The following is a 15,061-nucleotide window of genomic DNA, read 5'->3' on the forward strand; positions in this document are numbered from 1 at the left end:
TCTGGATTACTTGTATCTCCTGAATTTTCTGTGTCTGGATTACTTGTATCTCCTGAATTATCTGTGTCTGCATCACTTGTATCTTCTTGTGTATTTCCATCCATTAAAATCTTATCTAACTTAAGTGTAAAATAATTGCTATTATCTAGATTTTTATCTATTTTTAAAATTATATATCCTTCATCTGATGTTGATGTTTTGAATAAGTTAGCAAATCTAGATATTATTGATTTATTCTTTACTTTTATTTTATATACTATAGAATTAGATTCTTCATACTTTTCTATTAGTACAGGAGATACCTTTTTCAATTTTTCAATGAATTCATCACATTTTTCTACTGAAGCATTTTGAACTTCCATTTCTAATGGAGAATCTAATGTAGCATCTCCTAATACAGGAATAACTACATTAGTATCTATAATATTTGTTATAAAGTCTTGTATAGAATCTTTATAATTACTAATATCTATAGTTACTTCATCTGATTTGTTACTTCCATCTTTAGTTTTTGCTGTTATAGTCACTTGTCCTTCTTTTTTAGCTGTTACTATAACATCATTTCCTACAACCTTTATTGATGCAATTTCTTCATCACTAGTTGTCCATTCTATATCTCTTATATCTGCTTTTTCATCTATAGTTGCACTTAATGTCTTACTACTTCCAACATATAAATTACTGATTTTATTGTCTATAGAAATACTTTCTGCTAAAACAATATTCTTTTTAACTGTAACAGTAACTGTCTTTGTAGCCTTTCCTCCAAGACTATCTGTTATACAGTATTTAACTTGATAACTTCCTTCTTTATTTATATTTACGTTATTTTCTATAACTTCAATTTTTTCAGTTATATCTCCATCTTCTTTATCTGTAGCTTTAATTCCAGCTAATTCATCAAATTTCTCGCCTAATAATATGTCTTTATCTACAGCTATTATTTGTGGTGGTTCATTTACTATTACAGTAATTGTCTTTGTAGAAATTGCTCCATTACTATCTTTAGCCATATATGTAACTTGATATTCTCCTGCTACATTTACATCAACATTATTACTTACAACTTCTATATTATTTATTTCACCATCTTCTTTATCTGTTGCTGTTACTCCTTCTAAGCTATTAAATGATTCACCTAATTGTAATACTACATCATTTGCATTTATAACAGGAATACTATTTAAATTCACTGTTTTAGGATTTACTGTAACTATACTTTCAACTCTTGCCGTTTTATTACCACTATCAGTAGCAGTATATATAACCTTATATACTCCTGGTATTCTTGTATTTACATTACTATCAACAACTAAATCTATATCGTTGTCTTCATCTATTACTTCCACATCTTTACTTGGATCAAATTCATCCCCTACTTTTATAGTATGATTTTTAACCCCTAGTATTATAGGTGCATTATTAGCTTTAACTGTCAATTTAATACTTTTTTCTGTTATTCTATTGCTACTATCAATAGCAGTATAAGTTATAGTATATACTACATCTTGAAGAGGATCTAAGTTAAGTTCCTTATCTGAAGAAACTGCAACATTTATAGGATTTCCTAAAGCATCTACTGCTTTTATTCTATCCATTATATTAAATGCTTCTCCAGCATTTATAGTAATATCTTTAAGTTCTTCTCCATTTTTTGTTATAATTGGATTTTGTTCTATTTCTTTAACTTTAACTTGTATATTTAAAGTTTCAGATTCTCCACCAAAATTATCTTTTGCAGTAACATATAAATCATATATTCCTGCTATAGTTGACTTAAACTCTTTTATAATATTACCATCTACATTCTTAACTTCTAATGTAATATCATCTTGATCTATATCTTCAGCTGTTATATATTTGCTTAATTCAACATTTGTTAAATTAATTGTTTCTCCTACATTAATTTCCATGTAATCATTATTCTTCTTTTGAATACTTGGAGCTGTATTAATTGATAATTCTTCATTTGATACCTCTACAGCTTTAGAAAATTCTTTATTAGTATTATTCACATATTTATATTCATAATTTTCTGTAGGTAAAACAGTATAGTTTCTTGTAGAATTATTTGCGTCTTTTTCTATATCTAATTCAAAAACTTCAACTTTATTTCCATTTTTAACTATACCAGTTTCTGATGTTATTAGTACATCTATAGTATTATTATTTTCATTATATATATAATCAGTTATTATATTATTTGAATTATCTATATTTATTAAGTCTTTTATTGCAATATTTCCAGATTGAATTTTTTTAGGAACAATTCCATCAAGTTTTATACTAAATTGAAGGGATTTTGGTATATCTTCAATGTTATCTAATGATACTTTTATGGTATCTTCGTCTAAATTCTTCACATCTAGTATGAACTTATCTGAATTATTTTCATATGCCACTGTTTTTATAACTTTAGGTGCACAATATATTATAGCTGCTACTGATGTTGTAGCTATTGTAAATCCTAAGGCACCTTTTAAAGATGAGTTTATTTTTTTCTTATTCATTTGTTCTTCTCCTTTCTATCTATTATAGGTGCTATCTCTAAAACGAGATATGCACCTTTAATTTATTTTCTATTTTCAAATACTTTTTTAATTAGTTCACTATTTATTTCTGTAACATTTGTTAAGTTGTCAGATGATCTCATGGTTTTAGATGTATTTAACTCTATTTCAGGTAAATCCTCTAAATTTGCTGGTAAATCATATAAGAAAGTATCACTTACTAATCTTTGTCCAACTGGTGATCCTGCAGAATCTAACTTATTATATCTGTAAAGTTCTGCTTTCACTTTTGTACCTTCTATGTTTCCATTCTTTTGATCTTCTGGTGTTATCCAATATATCCAGCTTCCCTCTGCTACTTCACCAAGTTCTGCATTATCTGGTAATTCAGCTAGTAATATTACATTTGCCTTTAATGCAAGATTGTCATTATTTTCATTTAATACTAAAGGTATATTAAAGGCAGGATCTCCCTTATACTCACCATTAATTATTATTGAACCTTTTGGTATAGTCTTTCCATCTGTATAGGTATAATCTGATTTTAGTATACCTATTCCATTTTTGTAAATTTTATCTCCATTATCTATACCTATTTCAATGTTATCTCCTGTTGGTCCTAAAATATCAAGTTCAGCAATTGAAATAGTTGTTGCTCCTTTAGCTACTAGCTTTACATATTTTGCATTATATGCCCATAATTGAGTATTCAAACTATTTCCAGCTTCGTTAAAGTAAATTGTATTTTCTTTACTTATATCAAATTTACCTGAATGTGCTTTAGTCCAAGACTTTCCATCATTACTTACAAGAACTTCATAATTAGTTATTGGTGAATGTGTATCATCTGAAGTTCTGCTAAAGAAATTCTTTAAGGAGAATTTCTTAGTTGTAGATTGTCCTGGATTATATTTTAATCCAACAACTGTTTTAGAATCTCCTAAATCTATAGTTACATAAGGATCTCCTGAAACAACATTTCCATTATTGTCAGTTGTCTTTGATGCAGTATAAATCGTTGATGCATCATTATCATTTATCTTTTTAATACTTCCATTTTGAACTTGTCCATGTCCAGTATGTTCATCTGAAGCATCTTCTAAGCTTCTTGTATTTGTATCAAAGACCCAATTATTCTTAGCTATACTTCCATCATGATTTACTTTTACAGTTCCAATTGTAGTTACACCTGTAACATTTAAATTATAGTCATAAGCTCTAACTTTATATTCGAATGTTCTATTGTTTAGAACATCTACTATATCCGTATAGCTTGTTAACCCATTCTTGCCTACTTTGTCTCTTTCAATAAATCCAACAACAGATTCTTCTGTTCCCGTTGATGTTGCTGCTTTTCTTATTATTTCATAGCCTAAAATCTTATCTGAATCATTAGTTACACTTAAAATTAGTGGTATCTTATTTTGATTTAGATAACTTCCCTCTGTAATATTATTGCCTAATTCATCTAATCCAAAACTTGCATTTACTTTTACATTTGATGACATTGTTAATGAATCAGTATTACTTCCAGCTGCTAATTGAAGTCTTCTAGCTTCATCATTTAAATAGTATATAGCTCTAGTTTCCTTTGGATAGTTTTTAGAGTTTAGGTATTCATTTGTCTTTGGACTAGCAACTAATCCCCATTTTTCAAAGAACTCTCTCAAGTCTTTTCCTACAGCATCTGAAGATCTCATAATAAATGTTTGAGCTGTAGAATCATGCCCAACTTCTGAAGTAGCTATACCATTAACTCTAGTAGCTCTATATAATTTAGCATAGAATGTATCATTATCTAAATTATTATCTGTATTAAGTTCTAACATCTTATAAGTATTATCATTATCATATGCTAAATGTAGTTGCCAGAACATTGCTAGTCTAGTGAATACATCACTAGCTAAACCTACGCTATTAGATGTTACTTTTTCATATGCTTTTAAGTACATATCAGCATTTTCAATTCTAGATTTATTAATATCATTAAATGTTTGAGTTATAAGGGCTAAAATGTTGTTTGTTGTCTCTGCATAAGTTAATCCTTTTACATCGTGTACATGTCCTATTTCGTGATTAATACCCCATCCAAATAATGAACCATCGGCTGAATTAATTAAATTACCATTTGAATCGAAATTATATGGTATACCTGTCATACATCCTGCAATAGAGTTGTAGCCAATTCCTACGTGATGAGATGAGGCATACATAAATGCTCCTGTAAACATTCTTTGATATTTAATATTAATACGATTTTTAGGTGCCATGTTTTGTGAGTAATATTGATTTTCACTCTTTCCTCCAAGGATATTTAATGATGTATTTGTTATTTTTCCATCTCCATCAAAATCTATTGCCTCTTCAAGTAACCCCTGTTGAGTATAAGAAATCTTCATTAATTGTTCCCAGGCAAGCAGTGTGTTATATAATCTATCTACTTGTGCATCTTCGTCTCCAGTTAATCCATCTTGTAATCCTCTTAAAACTTGATCAGCTGCAAGGCTAAGAGTAATTCTTTTCCCTTCTATTTCTGTTGCATTCAATATAGAAGTTTGTGGATCATATGCATATATATTATTTGTATTATCATTTATGTCCGCACTCTCTGGATATCTATTAGGTAAATAATTTACATAGTTTTTTAATTCTTTAATATAACTTCTGATTGACTCTTTAACTTCTGTTTCTTTAGACGCATCATCTATAATACTATTTACATTTAAATGTGGTATTTCTACTCCACCACTTACTCTTACTTTAAAAACATTATTATCAGCAAAATTTTTATTAAATGCTATATATAAATTTCCACCTTTTTCATAGTTCATGTCAAACCCAGTTTCCGGAATTTCTATTTCATTCTTTCCTACAGTTAATTGATTTATAACTTTATATGCCGTACCACTTTCAGCATTAAATTGAGTTAGTGCTAAGTCAAAAGTTGTATCTTTTCTTGTACTACTAATATAGATATTAACCTTATCTCCCGGCTTAACTGCAATTCCAAGTGATTGATAATGATTTGACTGTCCTATTTTATTTTGAGACCCTATATTATGAATTGTTGGATCTAAAGTTAGTATTTTATCATTTAAATTGATGTCATTTAATAGATCTTTTGCTCTTTGTAAATCTTTTAATATTTGGCTTTGATTTCCATGATATTCAAGATTTATCGGATCTATTGTGTTTGCTCTATTTATAAGATTTTCTACCATTTCATAAGTTACATCTTCTTTTAAAGTTAATTTTAATTCATCTGCAAATAAATTATCTACGTCATTTTCTAAACTATCATATTTATAGAATTTAATTTCAGATATACTAACTTTTCCTGAACCTACACCAGGATATACAGATAAGTTTACTTGTATCTTTCTAGCTTTTATAGGCTCTGATAATTTTAATGTTGCAACTTTATTTTTATCTGTTAAGCTTACATTTACGTCTCTATACTCCCATTTACCAGTCTCTTCATTAATAAATCCTATATTACCACGATATGGTTGTGACACTATATCTAATCTTGTTATTACCTTTATAGTATCAATAGTATATTCATCATCTAAAGTTACTATTGGCCCATTTTTACCATAAGCTGACGCATCCCAATTGTTCCATGTCCAAGCTGTAGTATAATCATTATCTGAAACAGCTAAATTATTATCTAGTTCATAATTTTTATCTATTACTCCCATATACTCAATATTTTCAATATGATTTATACTGTCATTTGGAGTATTTATAAGTTTGTAATTAGTTGTTATAGGAGCTATTAATTTAGTAGTAGATCCTATATATTTTTGTGATAAACCACCTGTTCCATGATGATTAGTAGCTGTCATCATTATTTCATAGTAAGTTGTATCTTTTAATCCTGTTATAGTATAAGACGTACCTTTTATTAATTCATCTGCATCTGTTTTTTCTTCAGGCTTTAAATTTATAACTCCTGTAGGAATATCGTCCTCTTCGCTATCAACATATGAAGAATCTGGATCATTTGCCTTTATCCATGCCTTAGTTCCAACTTCTCTATAATATAAATCATAATCTTTCGCCTTTTTATGAGACTTCCATGATACTTTAAGTTGTTTATAACCACCTTCTATTTTAATTCCTTCTGGTCCTTCTGGTGCTGTTTCTGGTATTACTTGAACCTCTATTATAGAATCCTTACCAAAATTGCTATCTCCTTGTGCACTTTCACTAAGTTTTCCTGAAATAGAATCCCAAGCTTTAGGGATATAATTTGAATCTACATTATCAGGTTTTCCATCTTTATCATTTGAATTATTTGTTAAGTTAGTATTTCCTACTGTATTTGGATTATATCCTTCTTGTTCATCTTTATATCCACTTTTCCAATCTCCTGATAAGGATTGAATACTAATTCTATAAATTCCATATGCCTCTACATTTTCTACTTTTAAGAAGTTTTGACTTGTTTTATATAAATTAATAGAGTTATTACTTAAATTTTCAATTTTTACTTCATATCCAGTTACGTTATTTTCATGCTCCCAAGATATTTTCATAAATTCATTTCCAACTTGAGTTGCACTAGTGAAATTATTTATAACTGGTATATTTAACTTAGGCTTAGGAATTTCCTTATAAACATTATTTAGGAATTCTACTTTAGTTATTTCAGTTAAATTTTTATTGCTTCTACTTCCAGTAATGTTTATTTTAATTTCACTTACAGCTACTTGCTTTCCTAAATTTATAACTATAGCTTCTTCCGTAGTACGTGATGAAAAACCTACAGTTCTCATGTTTGTTTCATTAAAATTAAAAACCTCACCTCCAATTACAACACTACCAGATGTTGGTGCATTACTAGTTGGAGCCTTTATAACTATCTGCTCTACTTTATTTTCTGAGTCAGAATTTCCTTCTAAATTCAAGCCAATTGAAATAGGATTTGTTTCACTTATTTCTGTATCTTGTTCATTTTTTAAAATTACATTTACACCGTTATCTTCTAATATATTTTTAATGTTATGTCCACTTTCTACAACGGTTCCTTCTGCTGCTTCAGCTTTAACTAAATTAGGATTTATTATAATATCTGTATTTATTATTACAGCATCCTGTTGAGTTTTGTTCATATTGCTGTGAACATAAGTCAAATCAGTTATATCTACTTTTCCATCTCTATTTAAATCATATTTGCTTTCATCACTTCTTGATGTTATTTTAGACTTCATCTCATTATAATCATCTTCATTAATTACGCCATCTGAATTCACATCACCAACTAGAAATGATCCTGAATATTCTTCAACTATATCATCAGATTTATCTTCTGTTCCTTTATCATCTAAAACAATAGTATTATCAGCTGTTCCTAATAATACTCTTTTAGATGTATTTTTAATTTCTATATCATCAATAGATACAGTTTTATATCCAGCACCAGATATTTCTAATGAATATACTCCTAAATCAACATTTTCAAAGGTTAAATGGTAAAAATTTAAATCAGTATCATTTTCTGATAATCGTCCTCTATTATAATCTAAAGCTTCTAATGAATATGATATATTTGTACCATCTACATTTCCTTCACTAACATCACTACCTAAATTGACAGTATAACTATTACCATCTTCTTTATTAGTTAATTTAACACTTATATCTGTTTTATCAGCATTAGCAACTTTTATCGGTGTAGAAAAATTTATATCTAATTCTAATTTACCAACAATTTTATTTTGACCTTCAGATTGTGATTCATTAATAAATTTATCTTTATCTGTGTTGTCAATAGCATTATTTAACTCTTTGGTATTTTCACTTTTTTCGTCATCTTCTTTTTCATCAGAATTTTCTTTTTCTTCATAATTTTCTTTTTCTTCANAATTATCTTCTAAATTAGCATTTTCTATATTGCCAGAGTTAAATTCATTTACAATTTCTACTTTTTCATTATTATTAAGAGTTTCTGCAAATGTTATATTTTGTACTTGACTTGTTATTAAAGCTACAGCTAACATAGCCGAAATCTTTCTTCTGTTCATATTTTACCTCCTTTGTATATTACAAATTTATCAATTTTTATGAGTTCTATTCTTCTTTTAATTTAATTAGTTAAACTTTTTAAATCCAAAACAAAAAAGAATATTAAAAGTAAACACAATAACTTTACTTTATACACACGTAAACTATACTATATTTATACATTTTAATCAATATTTTTTTCAATTCTATTTTTATTAATGATTTCACTTATTTATTAAAAAATCCACTACTTTATGTTAAATCTAATGTTTATGAATTTTTACCCAATATTTGACTTTCATCTAGAAGTACATGACCAGTTTAGACACATATAAAATAGCCATAGCATTACGCTATGGCTATTCAAATATACTTAAATCTTATATTCAATTAATTTTCTTCTTTTTTTCATACAAAAATATAAATAATCCAACTGTTAAAGGAATTATATAATAACTTATACGATATAAAACTAAAGCTAGTAAAGCCTCTTCTTTATTTATCCCTATGGATGAAACTCCAATAATAAAGGTTATATCAAATCCGCCAATTCCACCAGGCATCATACTTATAAGTCCTATAGCTGAAGATACAACATAAATTGGAAATATTTTAGATAAAGGAAGTGATGCCCCTAATAGCTTAAGTATTAAAAATAATAGCATTGCCATTGCAAACCATTCACATATGGAAAGCATCATAACTTTAATAGTTTTAATTGCACTTTCTCTCTTTCTATAATTCCTTAACCTAATTAGATTAAATAATATAAGAACTGGTGCATATAAGCCTGCTAACAATATACCTATATTTATAAATTCAAATTTATTAAAACTTCTAATGTTAGAAATTGAATATATAAAGCAAATTGTAGAAAACCCAGTAAAATTTAATAATACCATCTTTGAAATTTCTTTAACTAAAACTGCCTTATCCTTAATATAAGGTGAATAAAAATAACTCTTTAAGGCTATTGCAGCAGTCCCTCCAAATCCAACTATACTTGATATTGAACTTGCTATCCATGCTGATTTATAAAGGCTCTTATTATCTAATGATATTTTACAAGTATCTTTTATAATAAAATCATATAATGACAATGGTAAATAAGATATTATGCCTAAAATCGCAATAAAACTTAACCTTATTAAGGAAAGCTTGTCCCTATATATATAAAAAGTATTTATATCAAAATCTGAAAGTATTTTACTAAACTGAAAAAGAATTATGGTGAAGATAGAAAGTATCAGTACTATCTTAATCCATAATCTCACTTTATTATCAACCTTAACTAACATTTAAAATCTCCCTAATTATTTATTTAACCTTTATTAGTATATATCAAATTTTATATAAATACAAAATTTTTCACTTATTACTATTTTATATATAATTTATAAAGAAAATGATAAGGATAGCCATAAAGTTTTAGGCTACCCTTGAGATTTACTTTTTAGCTTTTCTATAAAATGTATTTTCAAGAGGAAGTTTAGTTCTAAATTTACCATCTAGCTTATAATATGCTCCTTGCATTGCAGGTGCAACTGGTACTACTACTATTTCCCCTACACCTTTAGCTCCATATGCTAAATCTTCTTTATTTTTTTCTATTAAAATAGATTCAATTTCCGGTATAGAAATTGATCTAAATAAACCTAAAGTACCAAACTTAGCAAGAGGAATACTATTATTTAATGGATAATCTTCTGTTAATGCATAACCAAGTCCCATTACAACTCCGCCTTCAATTTGTCCTTCTACGGATATAGGATTAATTGCTCTTCCAACATCATGAGCTGCAACAACTTTTGTTACTTTACCATTATCGTCTAAAACCACTACTTGTGTTGCATATCCATAAGCAACATGACTGACTGGATTCTCTTTTTCACTTCCCATAGGATCTGTTTTCGGACAAAATTCAGCAAAGAATTCTTTACCTTCTAATTCCTCTAAAGAATTATTATCTAGAGCTTCTTTTAATTCTAATGCAGCTAATCTTGTTGCTTCACCTGTAAATACAGTTTGTCTTGATGCCGTTGTAGTTCCTGAATTTGGAGTTGTAAAAGTATCTGGATTATCAAAATGAACATAGTAAGGATTTAATCCAGTAGTTTCACAAAGAATTTGTGTTGCTATTGTTCCAACTCCTTGTCCTATACAAGCTGCAGAAGTTCTTATAACAGCTTTTCCATCTTTAATTACTATTCTACATCTACCAGTATCAGGAATTCCTACTCCCAGTCCAGCATTTTTAAATGCACAAGCAATACCAACATGCTTATTACTATAATAAGTTTCTTTTACCGCTTCTAAAGTTTCTACCAAAGCTGTACCTTTATCTGCTATTTGTCCATTAGGTAATACTTGTCCTGGTCTAATTGCGTTTCTATATCTAAATTCCCATGGAGAAATACCAACTAATTCAGCAAGCTTATTGATATTAGATTCATTTGCAAAGGAGGATTGAGTAACACCAAAACCTCTAAAAGCTCCAGCTGGAGGATTATTAGTATACACTGCTATACCTTCTATATCTACATTTTGATAATTATATGGTCCTGCAGCATGAGTGCATGCTCTTTGTAGAACTGGTCCACCTAAGGATGCATAAGCACCTGTATCAGAAACTAATTTAGCTATCATTCCTGTTAATATTCCATTTTCATCACAAGCAGTTGTAAATTCCATTTCCATTGCATGTCTCTTTGGATGAATTATAATACTTTCTTTTCTACTTAAAGTTACTTTAACTGGCATTTTTGTGTAATATGTTAGTAAAGCTGCATGGTGCTGAACGCTCATATCCTCTTTGCCGCCAAAGCCTCCACCTACTAGCATACTTTTAATTCTAAGCTTATCTTTATCTAAATTTAATAATTTTCCTATTTCTCTTAATTCATCATAGATACCTTGTCCCCCAGTATAAACTGTTAAGATTCCATCTTCATAATTTGCTAATGCAGATTCAGGCTCTAAAAATGCATGTTCAGTTGGAGGAGTACTATATTTTTCAGTAACAACATATTTTGAATTTCTTATAGCTTCTTCTGCATTTCCTCTTTTTAATGCTTGTCTACTTAATATATTTCCATTTGGATGTATATTTCCTGCACCTTCTTCCATTGCCATTTTAGGACTAGTTAAAGGTGTTAGTTCTTCGTAATCTACTTCTATAAGACTTAATGCTTCTTTTAATGTCTTTTTATCCTTTGCTGCAACTAAAGCTAAAGCGTCCCCTAAATATCTTGTAGTTTCACCAATATCAATTAAAGCTGGCCAGTCTTGTACTAAATGTCCTATATATCTATCACCAGGAATATCTTTAGCAGTTAAAACAGCATATACTCCTTCTAAATTCTTTGCTTTGGTTGTATCTATATCTTTTATTATGGCTCTAGGATATTTTGTTCTTAAAGCTGCTCCATAAAGCATCCCATCAAAATACAAATCATCAGCATATTTACCTACTCCTAAAGTCTTTATTTCAGCATCTATCCTAGGTAGGTTTTCACCAACTAATCCCTTACAGTATACTTTTGGAACTTCTTTATTATCTCTTAATAATTTTGCTACTAATTTTATAGCTTGTATTATTTTAACATAGCCTGTACATCTACATATATTGCCCTTTAAAGCATTTTTTATTTCCTCTTCAGTTGGATTTAAATTTTTATCCAAAAGTCCCTTAGCACTAATAACCATTCCAGGAATACAAAATCCACATTGAACAGCTCCGCATTTCCCAAAGGCATATGCAAAAACATCTCTTTCTCTTTCACTTATTCCTTCAACTGTTACTACTTCTTTATTTTCTAGCTTGATTATCTTTTGAAGACATGCTCTTTGAGCTATCCCATCTATTAATACCATGCAAGCTCCACAAGCTCCTTCTGCACATCCATTTTTTACAGAAGTTAATTTTTCTATATCTCTTAAGTAGTCAAGTAATGGCATATCATTTTCTAAATTTATTTCTCTTCCGTTGAGCTTAAAACTATACATCTATATTGCTCCTCCTAATTATGAATATTTAATTCTTATATTATCCTTCATTAACTAATTCTTATTTAATTCCATTACCTCTTCAAAATAATAAGAATAATCATTTATAAATGCTTCAGAGGTAGTCTCTAAATTGCTTTTATCAACCTTTGAATTAACTTGATATATATAATTTTTATCATTATCTCTTAGTAATAATTTATTTTCTCCAACTCTTAAGAAACCAGTATTACTAGAATTATTATATTCTTCTAAATCATAATAAATAGTTGTTTTCTTTAAATATGGATATCCACCCTTAGGACAGAACATATGACAATTGCCACACTCATTACAATTTTTTTCAATATGAATTATTTGATAATCAGCTGAAAGTTCTTGAACCTTAACCTTCATATTAGCTCTATTAGGACATACATCTACACATATTCCACAGCTTTTTAAGCAATCAAAGGTTTCTAGTTTATCTTCTATAACTTTACCGTTTCCCTTATTCTTATAATTACTGTCTGTTTTTGCTTTATAAGCTAGTATATTAAGCCTGTCTAAATCCAATTTCTTAGGAGCTTCTCCTAACTTTTTCATTTCATTTAAGACAGCATTATTATTTATATATCCCTTTGGTTTTAAATATAATGTTGCTATAGTAATAGGAGTAATTCCTGTAGCGAAAACATCTAATACATTATTTTTATCTATCCCACCTGACATAGATATTATTATATCTTTAAATTCAGAAGCTATTATTTTAGCTACATTTATAGCTATAGGATAAAGTGGCTTTCCAGACATATACATTGCATTACCAGGCATAATATTTTTATTATTTATTACTGGAAGGGTATTGGTTAATTTAACACCAAAAATTAAATTATTATCTTTAGCCACTTTTAATAATTTTGATATTATTTCTTTAGCAACATCAAATTTTAGATCATTTCCAAAATCCTCTGGATTTAATTCTATATCTTCATATCCTAAATCATCTAATATTTTTCTTACATTGCTATATCCTAATAATGTAGAATTGCATTTTAATAACATATTTATTTTTTTATTTTCTATTAAATGAGTTGCTATATCTAAAATTTCACTTGCCTTACATCCATGCATAGTAGAAAGAGTAATTATATTAGTAATTTTTGATGAAATTTTATCTATGTCTTCTAGCTTAAATCTTTTAAAGCTTTTTATATTATTCTTTAAAATCTCTATACAGTCTTTATATATATCAGTATCTTTACAATCCTTTAAATCATCAATAAAATTAGATATTTTATCTGATTGTATTCCATCTAAATCATAGCCTACACTAATATTAAATATAAAATCCTTTACATCTGATAAACCAAGCTCTATTCCTATAACTTGTAATAAAATTGAAGCTTTGATGTATTCCTCTTTTGCTTCTTTAACAGTTAGCTCTGTAGACCATTCAACATTGTATCCAACATTTTTAGCATCTATACATGGTCTTTCTATCATTTCTTGCATATCTTTTCCATCTACTACCTGAACAGTTTTTGGCTCAAAATATCTACAGCCTGTTAAATAACCAGCTACAAAATTTTGTGCTAACTGTGTATGTGGTCCTGCTGCTGGCCCTACTGGAAATCTTAAATATTCATTGCAAAAATTCATTTCTATACTATTATCAATATCTCTATAGAAGTCTTTTTCTTCTATTCCAAATATCTTGCCCTTTGTATAATAATCCTTAAGAGTTATCTCTAAAAGTTTTTCAAAAGATATTACTTTCATTACATCGCTCATTTTATCTCCACCCTCTAATATATAATTTCTATCTATTACATTTGACTCCATAACTTGCTTGCAAGAATTCTTGATGTGTTAAATATTTTTTCTTCATCTATATTAATTAATTCCCTATCCTTCATTATAACTTTTCCATTTATTATAGTTGTAATAACAGATCTGCCTGTAAACCCAAATAGCATATGTCCAAATAAATTATCTGAATTCATAGGTGTTAATGGATTGTAATCTACTATAATTACGTCCCCATATGCTCCTTCTTTTAAAATTCCAATTTCCTTTTTAAAGTATCTATTTACAATATTTCTATTATTGTCAAATAACATTTTAAAGGTTTCATTAAATGCAACACTAGGATTACAATTATTATGTCTTTGTATTATAGGGAAAACCTTCATTGATTCAAAGATATCACTTGTATATCCGTCTGTTCCCATACCTACTCTAATTCCCTTATTAAGCATTTCTAAAACTGGTGAACATCCTACTGCATTTCCCATATTAGATTCAGGATTATTAACTACACTTGTATTTGTAGCTTTTAAAATATCCATTTCTTTATTATTAATATGAACACAATGAATAGCTAAAGTTTTTTCTCCAAGAATTCCAAAATCATTTAGTCTCTCAACAACTCTTTTGCCACTATGTTTTAGTGAGTCTTCTAAATCTTTAATACCCTCAGCTACATGTATATGGAATCCTGAATTTAATCCACTTATTTCTTGTACACATTTTTCTAAAGTATTATCACTTAAAGT

General features: G+C 28.3%; 6 protein-coding genes. All 6 read right to left on the bottom strand.

Annotated features, from left to right (window positions below):
- A partial coding sequence (locus HUJ77_RS12840) for an immunoglobulin-like domain-containing protein (RefSeq protein ID WP_291709233.1) occupies positions 1–2,510 on the bottom strand: 2,510 nt, incomplete at its 3' end.
- A 62-nt stretch (positions 2,511–2,572) separates the two neighbouring features.
- On the bottom strand, positions 2,573–8,539 hold the full coding sequence (locus HUJ77_RS12845; RefSeq protein WP_291709234.1) for a M60 family metallopeptidase: 5,967 nt from the start codon (positions 8,537–8,539) through the stop codon (positions 2,573–2,575).
- Between the two features lie 366 nt (positions 8,540–8,905).
- Positions 8,906–9,817 carry a lysylphosphatidylglycerol synthase domain-containing protein gene (locus HUJ77_RS12850; RefSeq protein WP_291709236.1) on the bottom strand — a complete coding sequence of 304 codons (912 nt, stop codon included), beginning with the start codon at positions 9,815–9,817 and terminating at the stop codon, positions 8,906–8,908.
- 148 nt (positions 9,818–9,965) lie between these two features.
- Positions 9,966–12,524 (bottom strand): selenium-dependent xanthine dehydrogenase, encoded by a 2,559-nt coding sequence (xdh, locus tag HUJ77_RS12855; protein WP_291709239.1) that lies wholly within the window; start codon positions 12,522–12,524, stop codon positions 9,966–9,968.
- Between the two features lie 54 nt (positions 12,525–12,578).
- Positions 12,579–14,297: a hypothetical protein gene (locus tag HUJ77_RS12860; RefSeq protein ID WP_291709240.1), complete on the bottom strand. Its 1,719-nt coding sequence runs from the start codon at positions 14,295–14,297 to the stop codon at positions 12,579–12,581.
- A 35-nt stretch (positions 14,298–14,332) separates the two neighbouring features.
- The coding region (locus tag HUJ77_RS12865) for an amidohydrolase family protein (RefSeq protein ID WP_291709242.1) at positions 14,333–15,061 on the bottom strand (729 nt) is incomplete at its 5' end.

The sequence above is a fragment of the Clostridium sp. genome, from assembly GCF_021443865.1.
In the GTDB taxonomy this organism is placed as follows: Bacteria; Bacillota; Clostridia; order Clostridiales; family Clostridiaceae; genus Clostridium.